Annotated in this window: 16 protein-coding genes; 10 read left to right on the top strand and 6 right to left on the bottom strand. The window is 67.7% G+C overall.

The genetic code is table 11. The features are described 5' to 3' along the window. The 8 genes from carA to metK all read left to right on the top strand — a co-directional run bounded on the left by carA (position 1) and on the right by metK (position 9,680). On the top strand, positions 1–1,119 hold the full coding sequence (gene carA, locus QXH22_RS01690) for a glutamine-hydrolyzing carbamoyl-phosphate synthase small subunit (RefSeq protein WP_306274800.1): 1,119 nt from the start codon (positions 1–3) through the stop codon (positions 1,117–1,119). Next, entirely contained in the window at positions 1,119–4,463 is a 3,345-nt protein-coding gene (carB, locus tag QXH22_RS01685; RefSeq protein ID WP_306274799.1) for a carbamoyl-phosphate synthase large subunit, read from the top strand. Before carA ends, carB begins: the two co-directional genes overlap by 1 nt. Next, positions 4,460–5,278, top strand: coding sequence for an orotidine-5'-phosphate decarboxylase (pyrF, locus tag QXH22_RS01680; protein WP_306241039.1), 819 nt, complete (start codon positions 4,460–4,462; stop codon positions 5,276–5,278). The genes carB and pyrF overlap by 4 nt, the downstream gene beginning before the upstream one ends. 395 nt (positions 5,279–5,673) lie before the next feature. Beyond that, positions 5,674–5,988, top strand: a complete 315-nt coding sequence (mihF, locus tag QXH22_RS01675) for an integration host factor, actinobacterial type (protein ID WP_036355303.1) — start codon at positions 5,674–5,676, stop codon at positions 5,986–5,988. A gap of 25 nt (positions 5,989–6,013) precedes the next feature. Continuing rightward, positions 6,014–6,619, top strand: a complete 606-nt coding sequence (gmk, locus tag QXH22_RS01670; protein ID WP_306241038.1) for a guanylate kinase — start codon at positions 6,014–6,016, stop codon at positions 6,617–6,619. A gap of 89 nt (positions 6,620–6,708) precedes the next feature. Beyond that, positions 6,709–7,041 carry a DNA-directed RNA polymerase subunit omega gene (rpoZ, locus tag QXH22_RS01665; RefSeq protein WP_306241037.1) on the top strand — a complete coding sequence of 111 codons (333 nt, stop codon included), beginning with the start codon at positions 6,709–6,711 and terminating at the stop codon, positions 7,039–7,041. Positions 7,042–7,057: 16 nt separating this feature from the next. Then, positions 7,058–8,329, top strand: coding sequence for a bifunctional phosphopantothenoylcysteine decarboxylase/phosphopantothenate--cysteine ligase CoaBC (gene coaBC / locus QXH22_RS01660; RefSeq protein WP_306274798.1), 1,272 nt, complete (start codon positions 7,058–7,060; stop codon positions 8,327–8,329). A 139-nt stretch (positions 8,330–8,468) separates the two neighbouring features. Then, complete coding sequence (gene metK, locus QXH22_RS01655; RefSeq protein ID WP_306274797.1) at positions 8,469–9,680, top strand: methionine adenosyltransferase; 1,212 nt, start codon at positions 8,469–8,471, stop codon at positions 9,678–9,680. A 73-nt stretch (positions 9,681–9,753) separates the two neighbouring features. Here the strand turns inward: metK and QXH22_RS01650 are convergent, their stop codons facing one another. The 3 genes from QXH22_RS01650 to QXH22_RS01640 form a co-directional block, all read right to left on the bottom strand. Beyond that, positions 9,754–10,320, bottom strand: coding sequence for a pyridoxamine 5'-phosphate oxidase family protein (locus tag QXH22_RS01650; RefSeq protein WP_306241034.1), 567 nt, complete (start codon positions 10,318–10,320; stop codon positions 9,754–9,756). A 115-nt stretch (positions 10,321–10,435) separates the two neighbouring features. Beyond that, positions 10,436–11,920, bottom strand: coding sequence for a flavin-containing monooxygenase (locus tag QXH22_RS01645; RefSeq protein ID WP_371934144.1), 1,485 nt, complete (start codon positions 11,918–11,920; stop codon positions 10,436–10,438). Next, the gene (locus QXH22_RS01640) at positions 11,917–13,305 is read right to left on the bottom strand and encodes a cytochrome P450 (RefSeq protein WP_306274796.1); all 1,389 of its coding nucleotides are present in this window, start codon (positions 13,303–13,305) and stop codon (positions 11,917–11,919) included. The genes QXH22_RS01645 and QXH22_RS01640 overlap by 4 nt, the downstream gene beginning before the upstream one ends. Before the next feature lie 73 nt (positions 13,306–13,378). Between QXH22_RS01640 and QXH22_RS01635 the strand changes: the two genes are divergently transcribed. Next, on the top strand, positions 13,379–14,407 hold the full coding sequence (locus QXH22_RS01635) for an AraC family transcriptional regulator (protein ID WP_306241032.1): 1,029 nt from the start codon (positions 13,379–13,381) through the stop codon (positions 14,405–14,407). Between the two features lie 2 nt (positions 14,408–14,409). Here QXH22_RS01635 and QXH22_RS01630 read toward each other — a convergent pair whose 3' ends face one another. From QXH22_RS01630 to QXH22_RS01620, 3 genes are all read right to left on the bottom strand, one after another. Continuing rightward, on the bottom strand, positions 14,410–16,101 hold the full coding sequence (locus QXH22_RS01630; protein WP_306274795.1) for a PE family protein: 1,692 nt from the start codon (positions 16,099–16,101) through the stop codon (positions 14,410–14,412). A 113-nt stretch (positions 16,102–16,214) separates the two neighbouring features. Further along, positions 16,215–17,177: an alpha/beta hydrolase gene (locus QXH22_RS01625; RefSeq protein WP_306274794.1), complete on the bottom strand. Its 963-nt coding sequence runs from the start codon at positions 17,175–17,177 to the stop codon at positions 16,215–16,217. Between the two features lie 25 nt (positions 17,178–17,202). Then, positions 17,203–18,168: an alpha/beta hydrolase gene (locus QXH22_RS01620; RefSeq protein WP_306274793.1), complete on the bottom strand. Its 966-nt coding sequence runs from the start codon at positions 18,166–18,168 to the stop codon at positions 17,203–17,205. On the opposite strand from QXH22_RS01620, the gene QXH22_RS01615 reads away from it, so the two are divergent. Continuing rightward, a complete protein-coding gene (locus tag QXH22_RS01615; RefSeq protein ID WP_306241028.1) occupies positions 18,167–18,892 on the top strand; it encodes a lysoplasmalogenase in 726 nt (241 codons plus the stop codon). The two genes, QXH22_RS01620 and QXH22_RS01615, sit on opposite strands and share 2 nt — an antisense overlap. Positions 18,893–18,981: the final 89 nt, after the last annotated feature.

Genomic DNA, 18,981 nt, shown 5'->3' with positions numbered 1-18,981 from the left:
ATGAGTAAAGCTCTGCTGGTGCTCGAAGACGGCCGCGTCTTCACCGGCACCACATTCGGGGCGATCGGCCAGACGCTGGGCGAAGCCGTGTTCAGCACCGGCATGTCGGGCTACCAGGAAACCCTGACCGACCCCAGCTACCACCGTCAGATCGTGGTGGCCACCGCCCCGCAGATCGGCAACACCGGGTGGAACGACGAGGACGCCGAAAGTCGCGGCGACAAGATCTGGGTGGCCGGCTATGCGGTGCGCGACCCGTCGCCGCGCGCCTCCAACTGGCGCGCCACCAGCACGCTGGAGGCCGAACTGGTCCGCCAGCGCATCGTCGGCATCGCCGGAATCGACACCCGGGCGGTGGTGCGCCATCTGCGCAGCCGCGGCTCGATGAAGGCGGGTGTCTTCTCGGGCGCGGCGCTGGCCGACCCCGAGCAGCTGGTCGAACGCGTCCGCGGACAGCAGCCGATGCTGGGCGCCGACCTGGCCGGCGAGGTCAGCACACCGGAGACATACATCGTCGAACCCGAAGTCCCACAGCGCTTCACCGTGGCCGCGCTCGACCTCGGCATCAAGACCAACACGCCGCGCAACTTCGCCCGCCGCGGCATCCGCAGCCATGTGCTGCCGAGTTCGGCAACCTTCGACCAGATCGCCGCGATCAAGCCGGACGGGGTGTTTCTGTCCAACGGGCCGGGCGACCCGGCCACCGCCGACCACACCGTCGCGCTCACCCGCGAGGTACTCGGTGCCGGGATACCGCTGTTCGGAATCTGTTTCGGGAACCAGATCCTGGGCCGCGCGCTCGGCTTGTCGACCTACAAGATGGTGTTCGGCCACCGGGGCATCAACATCCCGGTCATCGACCATGCCACCGGCCGGGTCGCCGTGACCTCCCAGAATCACGGCTTCGCACTGGAAGGGGAGGCCGGCCAGACGTTCGACACCCCGTTCGGCGCCGCGCAGGTCAGTCATACCTGTGCCAACGACGGGGTGGTCGAAGGAGTCAGACTCGTTGACGGGCGCGCCTTTTCGGTGCAGTACCACCCGGAGGCCGCGGCCGGACCGCACGATGCGGAATACCTGTTCGACCAGTTCATCGACCTCATGGAAGGGAACCGCTAGTGCCGCGCCGCACTGACCTCAACCACGTGCTGGTGATCGGCTCCGGGCCGATCGTCATCGGCCAGGCCTGCGAGTTCGACTACTCCGGCACCCAGGCCTGCCGGGTGTTGCGAGCCGAGGGGCTGCAGGTCAGCCTGGTGAACTCCAACCCGGCAACCATCATGACGGACCCGGAGTTCGCCGATCACACCTATGTCGAGCCCATCACGCCCGCATTCGTCGAGCGGGTGATGGCCCAGCAGGCCGAGCGTGGCAACAAGATCGACGCACTGTTGGCCACCCTGGGCGGCCAGACCGCCCTGAACACCGCGGTCGCGCTCTACGAGAACGGGGCGCTGGAGCGCTACGGGATCGAACTCATCGGCGCCGACTTCGAGGCCATTCAGCGCGGCGAGGACCGGCAGAAGTTCAAGGACATCGTCGCCAAGGTCGGTGGCGAATCTGCCCGCAGCCGAGTCTGTTTCACGATGGAAGAAGTGCGTGAGACGGTCGAGGAGGTCGGTCTGCCGGTCGTGGTGCGGCCCAGTTTCACCATGGGTGGGCTCGGTTCGGGCATGGCGCGGTCGGTCGAGGAGGTCGACCGGATGGCCGGCGCCGGGCTGGCCGCCAGCCCCAGCGCCAACGTGCTCATCGAGGAATCGATCTACGGCTGGAAGGAATTCGAACTCGAGCTGATGCGCGACGGCCACGACAACGTGGTGGTGGTGTGCTCGATCGAGAACGTGGACCCCATGGGCGTGCACACCGGTGACTCGGTCACCGTGGCGCCCGCGATGACGCTGACCGACCGCGAATACCAGCGGATGCGGGATCTGGGCATCGCGATTCTGCGCGAAGTCGGCGTCGACACCGGCGGCTGCAACATCCAGTTCGCGGTCAACCCCAAAGACGGCCGGCTCATCGTCATCGAGATGAACCCGCGGGTCTCGCGATCGAGCGCGCTGGCGTCCAAGGCCACCGGATTCCCGATCGCCAAGATCGCCGCCAAACTGGCCATCGGCTACACCCTCGACGAGATCGTCAACGACATCACCAAGGAAACCCCGGCCTGCTTCGAGCCGACGCTCGACTACGTCGTGGTCAAGGCGCCGCGCTTCGCCTTCGAGAAGTTCCCCGGTGCCGACGACACGCTGACCACCACCATGAAGTCGGTCGGTGAGGCGATGTCGTTGGGCCGCAACTTCGTCGAGGCGCTCGGCAAGGTGATGCGCTCGCTGGAAACTACCCGCGCGGGATTCTGGACGAAACCGGACGCCGAAGGTCAACTCGACGACGTGCTGACCCGGCTGCAGACTCCCACCGAGGGCAGGCTCTACGACATCGAACTGGCGCTGCGGCTGGGCGGGTCGGTGGAACAGTTGGCCCAGGCCAGCGGCGTCGACCCGTGGTTCGTCGCCCAGATCGACGAACTGGTGGCGCTGCGAGCCGAACTCGTCGACGCCCCCGTCCTCGATGCCGAGCTGCTGCGCCACGCCAAGCATTGCGGGCTGTCCGACCGCCAGATCGCGGCTCTGCGGCCGGAATTGGCGGGCGAGAACGGGGTGCGGTCGCTACGTGAGCGGCTGGGCATCCACCCCGTCTACAAAACAGTGGACACCTGTGCGGCCGAGTTCGAAGCCAGGACGCCGTATCACTACAGCAGCTACGAACTCGACCCCGCCGCCGAGACCGAGGTGGCCCCGCAGACCGAGCGGCCCAAAGTGCTGATCCTGGGTTCCGGGCCCAACCGCATCGGACAGGGCATCGAGTTCGACTACAGCTGTGTGCACGCGGCAACCACGTTGAGCCAGGCCGGTTTTGAGACGGTGATGGTCAACTGCAACCCGGAGACGGTGTCCACCGACTACGACACCGCCGACCGGTTGTACTTCGAGCCGCTGACGTTCGAGGACGTGCTCGAGGTCTACCACGCCGAGGAACAGTCCGGCACCGGCGGACCAGGCGTGGTCGGGGTCATCGTGCAGCTGGGCGGCCAGACCCCTCTCGGTCTGGCGCAACGGCTCGCTGATGCCGGGGTGCCCATCGTCGGCACCCCGCCGGAAGCCATCGACCTGGCCGAGGACCGCGGCGCCTTTGGTGACGTGCTGAACTCGGCCGGTCTGCCCGCGCCCAAGTACGGCACGGCAACCACATTCGAGCAGGCCCGCCGCATCGCCGCCGACATCGGATACCCGGTGCTGGTGCGGCCCTCCTACGTGCTCGGCGGTCGCGGTATGGAGATCGTCTACGACGAGGAGACCCTCAAGGGCTACATCACCCGGGCCACCGAACTGTCCCCGGAACATCCGGTGCTCGTCGACCGCTTCCTCGAGGACGCGGTCGAGATCGACGTCGACGCGCTGTGCGACGGCACCGAGGTCTACATCGGCGGCATCATGGAGCACATCGAGGAGGCCGGAATCCACTCCGGGGACTCGGCGTGCGCGCTCCCGCCGGTGACGCTGGGCCGCAGCGATATCGAGAAGGTGCGCAAGGCCACCGAGGCCATCGCGCACGGTATCGGTGTGGTCGGCCTGCTCAACGTGCAGTACGCCCTCAAGGACGACGTGCTCTACGTGCTGGAAGCCAATCCGAGAGCGAGCCGTACCGTTCCCTTCGTGTCCAAGGCCACCGCGATCCCGCTGGCCAAAGCCTGCGCACGAGTCATGTTGGGCGCCAGCATTTCTAAGCTGCGTGAAGAGGGATTGCTGGCCGAGTCCGGAGACGGCGCGAGTGTTCCGCCGGACGCCCCGATCGCGGTCAAGGAAGCGGTGCTGCCATTCCACCGGTTCCGGCGCGCCGACGGTGCCGCGATCGACTCGCTGCTCGGCCCTGAGATGAAGTCCACCGGCGAGGTGATGGGCATCGACCGGGACTTCGGCAGCGCCTTCGCCAAGAGCCAGACGGCCGCCTACGGCTCATTGCCCGCCCAGGGCACGGTGTTCGTCTCGGTTGCCAACCGGGACAAGCGATCCCTGGTGTTTCCGGTGAAACGGCTGGCGGACTTGGGCTTTCGGGTGCTGGCCACCGAGGGGACGGCAGAGATGCTGCGGCGCAACGGGATTCCCTGCGACGAGGTGCGAAAGCACTTCGAGGCGCCGCAGGAAGGCCGTCCGGCGATGTCGGCGGTCGACGCCATCCGGGCCGGTGAGGTCGACATGGTGATCAACACGCCCTACGGCAACTCGGGTCCCCGGGTGGACGGCTATGAGATCCGGTCGGTGGCGGTGGCCGTCAACATCCCGTGCATCACCACGGTGCAGGGCGCCTCGGCCGCCGTGCAGGGGATCGAAGCCGGGATCCGCGGCGACATCGACGTGCAATCGCTGCAGGAACTGCATCGCGCCATCGGTACCAGAAGGTGACCGGTTTCGGGGCGCGGCTGGCGCAGGCGCGGTCGAGTCGCGGACCGCTGTGCCTGGGCATCGACCCGCATCCCGAGCTGTTGCGGGCCTGGGAGCTGCCGGTCACTGCCGAGGGTCTCGCCGCGTTCTGCGACGTCTGCGTCGAGGCCTACGCGGGCTTCGCGATGGTGAAGCCCCAAGTCGCGTTCTTCGAGGCGTACGGGTCGGCCGGTTTCGCGGTGCTCGAGCGCACCACCGCCGCGCTGCGTTCCAACGGTGTGCTGGTGCTGGCCGACGCCAAGCGCGGCGACATCGGGTCGACCATGGCGGCCTATGCGACTGCATGGGCCGGCGACTCGCCGCTGGCCGCCGACGCGGTGACGGCGTCGCCCTATCTGGGGTTCGGCTCGCTGCGGCCGTTGCTGGAAGTCGCCGCGGCACACGACCGCGGAGTGTTCGTCCTGGCGGCAACCTCCAACCCCGAGGGCCCGACGGTGCAGCGCGCCGATGCCGGTGGACGGACGGTGGCGCAGCTGATCGTGGACCACGTGGCGTCGGCTAATAAGGGGGCCAGCCCGGGTTCCGTGGGCGTGGTCGTCGGCGCCACGGTGCTGCAGGCCCCCGATCTGAGCGAACTGGGCGGCCCGGTGCTGGTGCCCGGCGTGGGGGCCCAGGGCGGGCGTGCCGAGGCGCTGGCCGGCCTGGGCGGGGCGCCGTTGAGCCAGCTGTGGCCCGCGGTGTCGCGCGAGGTGCTGAGGGCCGGGCCCGGCGTGGCCGAGTTGCGTGCCGCCGGTGAACGCATGCTCGACGCTGTCGGCTACCTGAACGGGAGCTGACGGCGCGACACGCGCGACGCGCCGCGCAAATGCGTGATCCGCGGCACTGTGACCTGCGGGTGTCTGCTGCCGTCGCCACCTCGGGAGCTCCCGGTCGACCGGCGGGCCTCGCCGGAAACCAATAATTCGCAGGTGAAGGCGCTTTTTCGGGATCGCAGCGGCGCCGTGGGCACCCGTCGCGCGCCGTTTGAGGACCGTTCGCCGACGTTGCTGGGTGGATCGCCGCGCGGGCGCGTCAGGTGCCTCCCTGCCTCGCCACGCTGGACAAATGACCCGGCAACCGGGGGGTCGGGTTAGATTTCGTCAGGAAGCGTGGGTACGGTCGTCTGCGCTGGCTGGAGTACCCGGCCAAGACAAGAAACGATCGATAGTTATCGACGAGAGACGGAGGAATCGTGGCCCTTCCCCAGTTGACCGACGAGCAGCGCGCTGCCGCGTTGGAGAAGGCTGCTGCCGCACGTCGAGCACGAGCTGAGCTCAAGGATCGGCTCAAGCGTGGCGGCACCAACCTCACCCAGGTGCTCAAGGACGCCGAGAGCGACGAAGTTCTCGGCAAGATGAAGGTCTCTGCGCTGCTGGAAGCGTTGCCGAAGGTGGGCAAGGTCAAGGCGCAGGAGATCATGACCGAGCTCGAGATCGCGCCGACCCGTCGCCTGCGCGGTCTGGGTGACCGCCAGCGCAAGGCTCTGCTGGAAAAGTTCGGCTCCTAGTCGGGCCCCCGACCCAGGAGCGCCGGTGAGCGCCGGCGAGGGACCGGAAGGTACGACGCCTGTTGGGAGAACAGTCGTACTGTCCGGTCCCTCCGCGGTCGGCAAGTCGACGGTGGTCCGGTGTCTGCGCGAGCAGATACCGAACCTGCACTTCAGCGTCTCGGCCACGACGCGAGCACCAAGGCCGGGGGAGGTCGACGGCGTCGACTATCACTTCGTCAGCCCCGCCCGATTCCAGCAGCTCATTGATCAGGGCGAACTGCTGGAATGGGCGGAAATCCACGGGGGATTGCACCGCTCGGGCACTCTGGCCGCGCCGGTGCGTGCCGCTACGGCGGCCGGTTTTCCGGTACTGATCGAGGTCGATCTGGCCGGGGCCCGCGCGGTCAAGCAGGCAATGCCGGAAGCTCTCACCGTGTTTCTGGCCCCGCCCAGCTGGGCGGATCTGGAAGCCCGGCTGATCGGCCGGGGCACCGAAACACCCGACGTCATCGAGCGCCGGCTGGACACCGCCCGCATCGAATTGGCTGCACAAGGCGACTTCGACGTGGTGGTGGTGAACAGTCGATTAGAGTCTGCGTGCGCCGAATTGGTATCCTTGCTGGTGGGAACCGTCCCTGACTCCGTTTAACGGGTCCCCGAAATTTCACAATCGATTTTTTCAACCGTTCAAAACCTTTGAACGCACTACGAACGTCCGAGCGCCAGGAGATTTTTTACGTGACCATTCCGCAGTCCGACACGTCGTTGGCCGCCGTCGCAGCCGCAGATCAGTTCGATTCGTCGGCCGGTGTGGCGGGCGCCTACGACACCCCGCTGGGCATCACCAACCCGCCCATCGACGAGTTGCTGGACCGCGTCTCGAGCAAGTACGCGCTGGTGATCTACGCGGCCAAGCGGGCCCGCCAGATCAACGACTACTACAACCAGCTCGGCGAAGGCATCCTCGAGTACGTCGGCCCGTTGGTCGAGCCCGGTTTGCAGGAGAAGCCGCTTTCGATCGCGATGCGCGAAATCCACGCCGACCTGCTCGAACACACCGAGGGCGAGTAACAGGGTCTGGCGCGCCGTGGACAGTGAGCTCAGCAAGCGCGTCATCGTCGGCGTATCCGGCGGTATCGCGGCCTACAAGGCCTGCACTGTCGTCCGTCAGCTCGCTGAAGCCGGCCACCGCGTCCGGGTCATCCCCACCGACTCCGCGCTGAACTTCGTCGGAGCCGCCACTTTCGAGGCGCTGTCGGGCGAGCCGGTGCGCACCGGTGTCTTCCAGGACGTCCCCGAAGTGCCGCACGTCCGGCTCGGCCAGCAGGCCGATCTGGTGGTTGTCGCTCCGGCGACCGCGGATCTGCTGGCCCGAGCGGTCGCCGGCCGCGCTGACGACCTGCTGACCGGAACACTGCTCACCGCCCGCTGTCCGGTGATGTTCGCACCGGCCATGCACACCGAAATGTGGTTGCACCCCGCCACCGTCGACAACGTCGCGACTTTGCGGCGCCGCGGCGCGGTGGTGCTGGAACCCGCCTCGGGTCGTCTCACCGGCTCGGACAGCGGCGCGGGCCGCCTGCCCGAGGCCGAGGAGATCACCACGCTGGCCCACCTGTTGCTGGAGCGCCATGATGCGCTGCCGTATGACCTGGCGGGCTGCAAGATGCTGGTGACGGCCGGCGGTACCCGCGAGGCGATCGACCCGGTGCGCTTCATCGGCAACCGCAGCTCCGGCAAGCAGGGCTATGCCGTCGCGCGGGTGGCCGCACAGCGTGGCGCCGAGGTCACGCTCATCGCCGGACACACCGCGGGGCTCATCGATCCGGCCGGGGTGAACGTGGTGCACGTCAGCTCCGCCGAACAGCTCGGCAGTGCGGTGTCCAAGCACGCCCCGGAGGCCAACGTGCTGGTGATGGCGGCGGCGGTGGCCGATTTCCGGCCGACCCAGGTTGCCACCGCAAAGATCAAAAAGAGTGACCAGGGCCCCCCGACCATCGAGCTGGTTCGCAACGACGACGTGCTGGCCGGCGCGGTGCAGGCCCGCTCACACGGTCAGCTGCCCAATATGCGGGCGATCGTCGGGTTCGCGGCCGAGACCGGTGACGCCAACGGCGACGTGCTGTTCCACGCCCGCGCCAAACTCCGGCGCAAGGGGTGCGACCTGCTGGTCGTCAACGCGGTCGGTGACGGCAGGGCGTTCGAGGTGGACAGCAACGACGGCTGGCTGCTGGCTGCCGATGGAACCGAATCGGCGCTGCAGCATGGGTCCAAGACTTTGATGGCGAGTCGTATCGTTGATGCGATCGCCACGTTCCTGCACGGGGACTTGCATGGGGACGGGGCCTCAGACAGATAACGTGTGCCGGGCAGCGTGGCCCGTCGGGAACCCCCGAGAATTTGCAGACGGGCCGTCAGGTCCGGTTTGCTTGAAGGCATCGGAAAATAATTCGCCTAACTAACCGTTGGGCGGGCATGGACTGGAAGGACGTACCAGGGTGAGCGAGAAGGGTCGGCTATTTACCAGCGAGTCGGTGACCGAGGGGCATCCAGACAAGATCTGTGACGCGATCAGTGACTCGGTCCTCGACGCGCTGCTGGCAAGCGACCCGCGCTCACGTGTGGCGGTCGAGACGCTGGTGACCACCGGGCAGGTGCACGTGGTGGGGGAGGTGACGACCTCGGCGAAGGAGGCGTTCGCCGACATCACCAACACGGTGCGCGCCCGCATCCTCGACATCGGCTACGACTCGTCGGACAAGGGCTTCGACGGCGCGTCGTGCGGGGTCAACATCGGGATCGGCGCGCAGTCGCCGGACATCGCCCAGGGCGTTGACACCGCCCACGAGGCACGCGTCGAGGGCGCGGCGGACCCGCTGGACTCCCAGGGCGCCGGCGACCAGGGCCTGATGTTCGGCTATGCGATCAACGACACCCCGGAGCTGATGCCGCTGCCGATCGCGCTGGCGCACCGGCTGTCGCGGAAGCTGACCGAGGTTCGCAAGAACGGCACGCTGGACTATCTGCGGCCGGACGGCAAGACCCAGGTCACCATCGCCTACGAGGACAACGTCCCGGTGCGGCTGGACACCGTCGTCGTCTCCACCCAGCACGCCGACGGCATCGACCTGGAGAACACGCTGGACCCAGACATCCGCCGGCACGTGCTGCAGACCGTCCTCGAGGAACTGGCCCACGAAACCCTGGACTCGTCGTCGACACGCGTGCTGGTGAACCCGACCGGCAAGTTCGTCCTCGGCGGCCCGATGGGCGACGCCGGCCTGACCGGCCGCAAGATCATCGTCGACACCTACGGCGGCTGGGCCCGGCACGGTGGTGGCGCCTTCTCCGGCAAGGACCCGTCGAAGGTGGACCGCTCGGCTGCGTACGCGATGCGCTGGGTGGCCAAGAACGTCGTCGCCGCCGGGCTCGCGGAGCGCGTCGAGGTGCAGGTGGCCTACGCCATCGGCAAGGCCGCCCCGGTGGGGCTGTTCATCGAGACCTTTGGCACCGAGGCGGTCGACCCGGTCAAGATCGAGAAGATCATTCCGGAGGTGTTCGACCTGCGGCCCGGCGCGATCATCCGCGACCTGGACCTGCTGCGCCCCATTTACGCGCCGACCGCCGCGTACGGGCACTTCGGGCGGACCGACATCGAGTTGCCGTGGGAGCAGCTGAACAAGGTCGACGACCTCAAGCGCGCGATCTAGCGTTTCACCGCGAGCAGTCGCAAACTCGCACGAAACCCCCTAGGGTTCGTGCGAGTTTGCGTCTGCTGGGCAACTAACGGGGCGGTAGCGGGTGGTCCGGTTCCAGCCCGGCCAGGCCATCGATGCTGTGCTGATTGCGCCCGATCGTGCCGGCGTAGGCCTCGAGCGGCTGCTTGCCGTGATAGTTGTCGAGCACCGGCCGGTCATCGACGAGCTCGTAGTAGGGCACCGCGAACCCGCACGCGTCCGCGATCCGTTCCACGTCGACGACAATGGCCGCCCGAATGCCCGGCCGCAGTTCCCCGAAATGGCTTCGCACGCGAGCGAATTCGTCGTCGTCCGGGCGCAGCACCCGCCCGGTGCCGAACAGCCGCAGAATGCGTGAGTTGCGGGTGAACGAGCAGAACATCAGCGTGATGCGGCCGTTGTCCCGCAGGTGTGCGATGGTCTCCACGCCGCTGCCGAACAGGTCCAGATAGGCGACCGTGTGGTCGTCGAGCACCGCGAAGGTATCGGCGTATCCCTTGGGCGACAGATTGATTCGGCCACCCTCAGACGGAGCGGTGGCGACGAAGAACATCGCCTGTTCGTCGATGAATGCCCGCAGCGAGTCGTCGATATGGGAGAACACTTTCGCCATGGCCAAAGCCTAGCGGCAGGCCGCTGGCAGCCGACGGCCTCGTCGAAACATAAACCAGGTACACCTCGCACCGCGTGTCATGTGCGCAGGTTCAGTGTCGCGAGAGCGGCGCGGGCTATCCCGTGTATCGGTAGTCGTCCAGATCGAAATGCCTACTCCGCCAGTGTGCCTCGACGGTCGTCGTGGGCCGCAGCGGTACGTCGCCGTTCTTGTCGAAGTAGTAGCTGTTGGCCAGCCGGCAGCTGTCCTGCCAGAACACCTGACGGTAGCGCTTGCGCATCATCTCGGCGAAGTAGCGGTCGTTGGCCTCCGCGGTGACCTCCACCCGCGTCGAACCCTTGGCGCGCGCCCGCTTCAAACAACGCAGGATGTGATGCGTCTGGGTCTCGATCAGCGCGAAGTACGACGAGCCGACGTAACCGTAGGGCCCGAACACGGCGAAGAAGTTCGGGAAACCCGGAACGCTGACGCCCTCGTAGGCCTGCGTGCGGTGCTCGTCCCAGAACCGGCTCAACGACTGCCCGCCGACGCCGGACACGGCGTAGGTCAGCACGTCGTCGCTGTCGAGCACCTTGAACCCGGTGGCCAGGATCAGCACGTCGACGTCGAAATGCGTGCCGTCGTCGGTGGCGACCGACGACGGGGTGATCTTGTCGATAGGGGTGGTGACCAGCTGCACGTTGTCGCGGTTGAAGGTGGACAGGTACGTGTTGTGGAAACCCGGCCGTTTGCATCCGACCGCATATTGCGGCGTGAGTTGCGCACGAACCTCGGGGTCGTCGACCTCCTGACGCAGGTACCGCCGTCCCGCCGCCGCCGTCCACTTGGCCAGCGGGAACACCTTGAAGTAGTGCGCCGAGATCGGGAATGTCGCTTCGACGAAAGCCTGGCTGAGTGCCCGCTGCACCGCTTTGCCGCCGGGAATCCGCATTGCCCAGCGCGCCGCGGCGGGCAGCGGGACATCGAACTTGGGGAAGCACCAGATCGGTGTGCGCTGGAAAACGGTCAGGTTCGAGACGACGGGTGCGATCTCCGGAATGATCTGGACGGCCGAGGCGCCGGTGCCGATGATCCCGACGCGCTTGCCGGTCAAGTCCTGGCTGTGATCCCAGCGCGCGGTGTGCATGGTGATGCCGTCGAACGAGTCGACTCCGTCGATGTCGGGCAGCTTGGGCACCGTCAGGACGCCGCTGGCGCTGATGATGTAGCGCGCGGTGATTTCACCGCCCGGGTCGGTCTGGACCCGCCACAGATTGTGTTGTTCGTCGAACTCGGCGGCAATCACCTTGGTGTTGAACCGGATTCGGGAGCGAATGCGGTACTTGTCGACGCAGTGCTCGGCGTAGGCGCGTAGTTCGCGCCCGGGCGCGTAGGTGCGCGACCAGTCCGGGCTCTGCTCGAACGAGAACTGGTAAGAGAACGATGGGATGTCGACGGCGATCCCCGGGTAGGTGTTCCAGTACCAGGTGCCGCCGACGCCGTCGCCGGCCTCGACGATCTGGTAATCGGAGAATCCCGCCTCATCGAGCTTGATGGCGGCGCCGATGCCGGAGAACCCGGCGCCGACGATCAGGACTTGGTGGTCAGGCGTGATTGTCATGAACGGCTCTCCGCGATGAGGTGGACCCCGTATTTGGGGCGCAGTGTCAATGTTGCTTCGAGTTCGACCGGATGGCCAGGTGCGGTGGCCATAGTGAACCGCTGGCTCATGATCGCGGCGATCAGCACCATCTCCATCAGCGCGAAGCTCTGCCCGATGCAGATGCGCCGGCCGCCGCCGAACGGCAAGTAGGCCGACCGGGGGCGAGCCCGGACGGTATCAAGAAACCTGTTCGGGTCGAACGTTTCCGGGTCGGGCCACCACCGCGGGTCGTGGTGAATGTGATGGATCGGGATGACGACGGTGGTGCCCCGGCGGATGTGGTGCCCGTCGATCACGTCGTCCTCGACGGCCTCACGCGCGATGATCCACACCGCGGAGAAATAGCGCTGCGCCTCCTGCAAGCATGCGGTAGTCCACGGGAGGTTGCCCAGATCCGCGGCGACCGGGCGGCGCGTGCCCAGCACGTCGTCGACCTCGGCGATCATCCGGTCGCGGGCTGCCGGGTTGAGCGTCATCAGATGCCAGAACCAGGACATGGCGTTGGCGGTGGTCTCATGACCGGCCAGCATGAACGTCAGCGCCTCGTCACGGACGCGCTGTCGTGGCCACGTGCCGCCGTCGGCCCGCAACAGCACGTTGAGCAGGTCGGCGGATTCGGTCGGCGCCGCCAACCGCTGGTCGATCACCGCATTCACCGCGCGGTCGAGTTCGAGGGTGATCTCCTGGACCTCACGTAACGGCGGAGGCAGGTGCACACCCGAATAGGTGCACCACACCAGGGCGTCGTAAACCGGCTGCGGCATCAGTCCCCACAGCCCCAGGCGCTCCAGCTTCTCGGCCCGGCGCAATCCGCGGGTGGCGAGATCGTTCATGCTCTCGATCAGCGGCCCGAAGTCCTGGCTGAACAAGGCGTTGGCCACCACCCGTAACGTCGTTTCGACCATGATCTCGTGCATGTCGAACGGTGCGCCGACGGGCAGCGCTGCGGTGACGTCGGCGATCGGGTCGATCATCAGGTCGACGAGTTCGTTGAGGTGGCGGCGGGCGAACGTCGGGTTCAGCACACCGCGGTGACCGGCCCACGAGTCGCCCTCGTCGGTCAGCAGATTGATGCCGGCGGCAGCCTTGATCGGCGCGTACTCGTTGGACTTGACGTACTTCAGCCGGGCCTCGTGCAGCACATGGTCGACGTAGTCGGGATGGCTGAGCGCAACGAATCGCCTTCCACCACAACGGAACCTGGTGATATCGCTGCCGCGCAACCGGCCCAGGAACCCGTCGCCGGCGTCGAATCCGATGGTGAGTGCCTCCCGGGTCATCGTCCAGGTGCTCAGTCTTCTGGCCGGGCCGCGCAGGGGCCGTTCGGCGGTGAGGGTGGCCATGGTCCCCACCCTAGGGACGGTGACCGCGACCCGTAATGGGACTATGGGACACAGAGTTGGGATTTTGGGACACATGCAGCACTTGCCACCGCCGGCCGAGGTACGGCATCCGGTGTATCCGACCCGGGTGCTGTGCGAGGTCGCCCGCGAGCGGGGAGTCCCGACCGCCGACGTCCTGGCGGGCACGGCGATCGGCCCGGCGGACCTGGACGATCCCGACGCCGTGGTCAGTGGGCTGGATGAAATCACGGTGGTTCGCCGGGTGCTGAGCCGACTGCCCGACGCAACCGGCCTGGGCATCGACGTGGGGAGCCGGTTCACGCTTACCCACTTCGGCTTGTTCGGGTTCGCGGTGATGTCCTGCGGCACCCTGCGCGAACTACTCGGTATCGCGATGCGCTACTTCGCCCTGACCACCATGCATATCGGCATCACCTTCCTCGAAACCGCCGACGACTGCCTGATCGAACTGGACGCCAGCCACCTCCCTGACGATGTCCGCACCTTTTTCATCGAACGCGACATCGCCGGAATACTCACCACGACAATGAGCTTCGCGATATCGGTGGCCGAGAAATACGCGGAACAGGTGTCGGCCGAACTGGCCATCGACGAGGAACTGCTGCGCCCGCTGCTCGGGGTGATCCCCGTGCACGACGTCGCGTTCGGCCGCGCCCACAACCGGCTGCACTTCCCGCGCGCCATGTTCGACGAGCCACTGCCGCAGGCCGACCGGCACACCTTGGAGATGTGTATTGCGCAATGCGACGTGCTGATGCAGCGCAACGAGCAGCGACGCGGCATTACCGCATTGGTGCGCACCAAACTGTTTCGCGACTCCGGTTCATTCCCAACGCTTTCCGACATCGCCGCCGGGCTCGACATGCATCCGCGGACGCTGCGGCGCCGGCTGGCCGAGGAGGGCACGTCCTTTCGTGACCTGCTCAACGAGGCGCGCTCGGCGGTGGCGGTCGATTTGCTGTGCAATGTGGGGCTGACCGTCGACGAGGTGTCCAGGCGGCTGGGTTACACCGAAGTCTCGACCTTCTCGCACGCCTTCAAACGCTGGTATGGCGTTGCGCCCAGCGGATATTCGCGCTGAGGTCAGCCCGGCGCGCCGGGCAGGCCGGTAGCGCCATCGCCGCCTAGCAGCAAGCCCCGAATGCCTCCGTTGCCGGCGGTTCCGCCAGCTCCGGGGGCGCCACCCCCACCGGCAGCCCCACCGGACCCGCCGTTCCCGCCGTTGCCGCCAGTGCCCAGCAGTTTTGCGGCGCCGCCAGTTCCGCCCGGCCCACCGGCACCTCCGTCAGCGTTGAGGAATGCGCTGGCATCTCCTCCGGCACCCCCGGCGCCGCCTGCCCCACCAGCACCGATTAGGCCGGCGGATCCACCCGCGCCGCCTGCGCCGCCCTTGAGACCGGCAAAGGCAAGGGGCTCAAAGCCGCTGGTTCCGCCGGCACCGCCGACCCCACCGTTGCCGAACAGGTTGGCCGAACCGCCGACCCCGCCGATTCCGCCGAGGCCCCGTGAGCCCGTTCCATCTCCGGCGTTCCCACCAGACCCACCGTCTCCGAACTGCCCGGCGGTGCCACCCGCGCCGCCGTTTCCGCCGGCCCGAGGCCCGAAGCCGCCTGCGCCGCCAGCACCGCCATTGCCGAACAGCCGGGCTGCGCCGCCGGACCCGCCGGCACCGCCGGCACTGTAGTCCGTCTCGCCGCCAATTCCGCCGGCCCCTCCGTTGCCTCCCAGCAACCCGCCGATGCCCCCATTGCCGCCGCCGCCCGCGTCGCTGGACACGCCGGTTCCACCGGCGCCACCTGCCCCACCATCGCCGAGGAGGCCGACGGAACCACCCGCACCACCTGCGCCGCCGCCGCTACTGCCGCCGCCGACTTCGGTGCCGCCGTTGCCGCCGGCGCCACCGTGACCGACCAACTGAACCGCGCCGCCAGTGCCCCCCGCGCCGCCAGCGGCGGCGCCGAGCGAGCCGGCACCCCCGGTGCCGCCCGATCCGCCGGCGCCACCATTGCCGAAGAACGCCATACCACCCGCACCGCCAGCCGCACCGGCACCACCGAAACCGGCGTCGGGGCCGCCGCCGCCCGCACCGCCCGCCCCGCCGGCGCCCCCGTCACCGAACAAACCGGCCATGCCGCCGGCTCCTCCGAGTCCACCGGCACGACCGATACCGGTGGAGACGATGCCTGTACCGCCCGTCCCGCCGGCGCCGCCGTTGCCGTACAGCCACCCCCCATTGCCCCCGGCACCGCCCGCCGCCCCGGCGCCACCGACCCCGCCGGCGCCACCATTGCCGATCAGACCGGCAGACCCGCCCGGGCCGCCGGCCACCCCGCCAAACACTCCGGCCGCTCCGTTGCCGCCATTGCCGTACAGCAGCCCGCCCGCCCCGCCGGCCGCCCCGGGTGTGGCGCCGTCGGCGCCGTTGCCGATCAGCGGCCGACCGAGCAGCAACTGAGTGGGGGTGTTGATGGCGTTGAGCAGCGTCTGCTCGACGTTGGAGGCTTCGGCGGCCGCATAGGCGCCCGCACCGCCGGTCATCAACTCGACGAACTGGGCGTGGAAGGCCGATGCCTGCACGCTCAACGCTTGATACGCCTGCGCGTGACCGCCGAACATGGCCGCGATGAGCACGGACACCTCGTCGGCGCCAGCGGCCAGCACGGTGCTGGTGGGAAACGCTGCGGCGGCATTGGCCGCGCTGAGCGTCGACCCGATATTCGCCAGGTCCGAAGCTGCCGCAGCCACCCACTCCGGCGCAGCGATCACAAACGACATTGCGTACCTCCCGACAGGTAGCGTCAAGCCCGATCGGGATATCGTATTGTCACCACTGCGTTAGAGTGCGGATTCCGCGGAAATGCGCGGAAGACGTTGTCAGAGAGCGAATCTCAGGGGTAGAGCGCCTTCTTCAGCGCGGCCAGGCCGCGGTTGGTCGCCTCGGCGGCCGCCGGCACCACCAGGCCGAAGCTGACGTAGCCGTGCACCATGTTCGGCTCGTTGACCAATTCCACCGGAACGCCTGCGGCACTGAGCATCTCGGCATACAGCGCGCCGTCGTCCCGCAGCGGATCGTGATGGGCCGTGCCGATGAACGCCGGTGGCAGGTCGGCCAGCACGCCGTTGCCGGGCGCCAGGTTGACCGGCAGGGTGGTGTGGTCGCTGACGTCGAGATGGGGGACGTACCAGCTCAGGAATGCGTCGATCACGTCGTCGTCGAGGATGTGCGCGTTGGCGTTCTCGCTGAACGAGGGCAGCGTTCGATCGCCGATGCACGACGGGTACCACAGCAGTTGGAAGACCACCGACGGTCCGCCGTGGTCGCGGGCCAAGTGCGCCATGATCGCGGAAAGATTCCCGCCGGCCGAGTCGCCGGCCACGGCGATCCGGTTCGGGTCACCACCCAGCTCCGCGGCGTTCTCGCCGACCCAGCGCAGGGCGGCCCAACTGTCCTCGACTGCGGCCGGGTGCGGGTGCTCCGGGGCAAGCCGGTAGTCCACCGACACCACGATGGCCTCCGCGCCCACGGCATGGGCCCTCGCCACGTGGTCGTGGGTGTCCAGGTCGCCCAGTGCCCACCCGCCACCGTGATAGAAGACGACCACCGGCAGGTTGTCCACCGCTGCGGTGGGCGGCCAGTAGATCCGCACCGGGATGTCGGCGTGTTCGCCGTATCCCACCGTCCGGTCCTCGATGCGCAGGTCCGGCAGCAACTCGGGTGGCGCCTTCAGCGCGGCGAGCTGGGCGCGGGCCACTTCGACGCCGTCGGACGCCTTGAACGTCATCGGCACGGCATCGAGCAGCATCTTCAGCAGCGGATCGATCTCTGGTCGGGCATCGGTCGGCTCCGTCATGCAACTAGCGTATGCATGCGGGCAATTATCCATGTAGCGCAACGCGCAATGCGGACAGACCGCGCTCCATCGCTGCGGTGGCTGCGGGCACCACTCCGGCGTAGCCCACGTAGCCGTGCACCATCGTCTCCGCGTTGTGCACCTCGGTGGGCACGCCGGCGTTCGCCAGCAGCTCGCCGTACTTGATGCCGTCGTCGCGCAGCGGGTCGAAACCGGCGACGGCGATATAGGCGGCCGGCAGCCCCGACAAGTCGTCAGCCCGTCCCGGCGCCATGGCTGCCGGTGGGTTGGCCATGTCGACTTCGCCTGCGTACCAACGGGAGAAGTCGGAAATGGCCTTCGCGTCCAGGATCAGCGCGTCGGCATTCTCGGTGAACGACGGCAGCGACGAGTCCCACATGGTGGAGGGGTACCACAGCAATTGAAAGGTGATGGCCGGCGCGCCTTCGTCGCGGGCCCGCTGTGCCACCGCCGCGGCGATCGTGCCGCCCGCCGAATCCCCCGAGACGGCGATGCGGCTGGTGTCGCCGCCGATTTCGGCGCCGAACTCGGCCACCCACCGCGTTGCGGCCCAGGCGTCCTCGACGGCGGCGGGGTAGGGGTGCTCGGGTGCCAGCCGGTAGTCGACGGACACCACGATGGCGTCGGCGCCGACGGCGTGCTGGCGTGAGGTGCCGTCGTGCGTGTCGAGGTCACCCATCACGAAGCCGCCGCCGTGGAAGAACAATACGATCGGCGCAACCGATTCCGTTGGTGGCCAATAGATTCGCACACCGATGGACCCGGCCGGTCCCGGGATCGCCCGGTCTTCGACGCGTAGCTCGGGATGAAGCGCCCGGCGCGGCAGGTCGCGCAGCCGCTGTCGCACCGCATCGATTCCGTCGTCGGTTGATAGCCGAAACGGAACCGCATCCAGTACCTTCAGCAGGATGGGATCGACTCCGGGTTTCTCATCATCCCGAGGTAATGCGGTGTTGTCGAAATTCGGCATGGAGGTACCGTACGCATCGCGTCTGATGGTCGGCGGCTGGGTGGCGGCCGGCTGGGCGGGGATCGCCTACGGCGTCTATCTGACGGTCATCGCACTGCGCGTGCCGCCCGGCAGCGAACTCACCGGACATTGGATCCTGCAGCCGCCGTTCAAGGCGTCGATGGCGCTGCTGCTGATGGTCGCCGCGTTCGCGCACCCCGTCGTCCGCGAGCGGCGCTGGCTGGTGCCGGCGTTGCTGTTCTCGGCCGGCGGTGACTGGCTGCTGGCGATCCCGTGGTGGACGCAGTCGTTCGTCCTCGGCCTTGGTTCATTCCTGTTGGCGCACATCTGTTTTCTCGGAGCGCTGGTACCCCACGCCGCTCCGACGCGGCCCCGCGTCGCCGCTGCCGCGCTGATGGTGGTGGCGTCGGCGTCGATGCTGATCTGGTTCTGGCCACACCTGGACGACGGCAAGGAAAACCTGGCTCTGCCCGTGACGGTCTACATCACCGTGTTGTCGGCAATGGTGTGCGCCGCGCTGCTGGCCAAGCTGCCCACCATCTGGACCGCCGTGGGCGCGGTGTGCTTCGCGGCATCGGATTCGATGATCGCGATCAGCCGATTCATCCTCGGCAACGAGGCATTGGCGGTGCCGATCTGGTGGTCGTACGCCGCCGCCGAGATCCTGATCACGGCCGGTTTCTTCTTCGGTCGTACCGACATTGCCGCGGCCGCCGACAGCTAGTTGTCGCTGCCTGTGGTTACGGTGGACCCACCGTGACGAGAAAAAGCCTGTCTGACAACATAACTCGGCATACCGCCGGCGCGGTCGCC

It is taken from the genome of Mycobacterium sp. TY814, assembly GCF_030755175.1.
In the GTDB taxonomy this organism is placed as follows: Bacteria; Actinomycetota; Actinomycetes; order Mycobacteriales; family Mycobacteriaceae; genus Mycobacterium.
This window is presented reverse-complemented; position numbering and strand designations above follow the sequence as displayed.

Coding starts and splice junctions, on each gene's coding strand:
- carA (WP_306274800.1), top strand. CDS start 1: ATGAGTAAAGCTCTGCTGGTGCTCGAAGACGGCCGCGTCTTCACCGGC.
- QXH22_RS01650 (WP_306241034.1), bottom strand. CDS start 10,320: ATGGCGAAAGTGTTCTCCCATATCGACGACTCGCTGCGGGCATTCATC.
- QXH22_RS01645 (WP_371934144.1), bottom strand. CDS start 11,920: ATGACAATCACGCCTGACCACCAAGTCCTGATCGTCGGCGCCGGGTTC.
- QXH22_RS01640 (WP_306274796.1), bottom strand. CDS start 13,305: ATGGCCACCCTCACCGCCGAACGGCCCCTGCGCGGCCCGGCCAGAAGA.
- QXH22_RS01635 (WP_306241032.1), top strand. CDS start 13,379: ATGCAGCACTTGCCACCGCCGGCCGAGGTACGGCATCCGGTGTATCCG.
- QXH22_RS01630 (WP_306274795.1), bottom strand. CDS start 16,101: ATGTCGTTTGTGATCGCTGCGCCGGAGTGGGTGGCTGCGGCAGCTTCG.
- QXH22_RS01625 (WP_306274794.1), bottom strand. CDS start 17,177: ATGACGGAGCCGACCGATGCCCGACCAGAGATCGATCCGCTGCTGAAG.
- QXH22_RS01615 (WP_306241028.1), top strand. CDS start 18,167: ATGGAGGTACCGTACGCATCGCGTCTGATGGTCGGCGGCTGGGTGGCG.
- QXH22_RS01620 (WP_306274793.1), bottom strand. CDS start 18,168: ATGCCGAATTTCGACAACACCGCATTACCTCGGGATGATGAGAAACCC.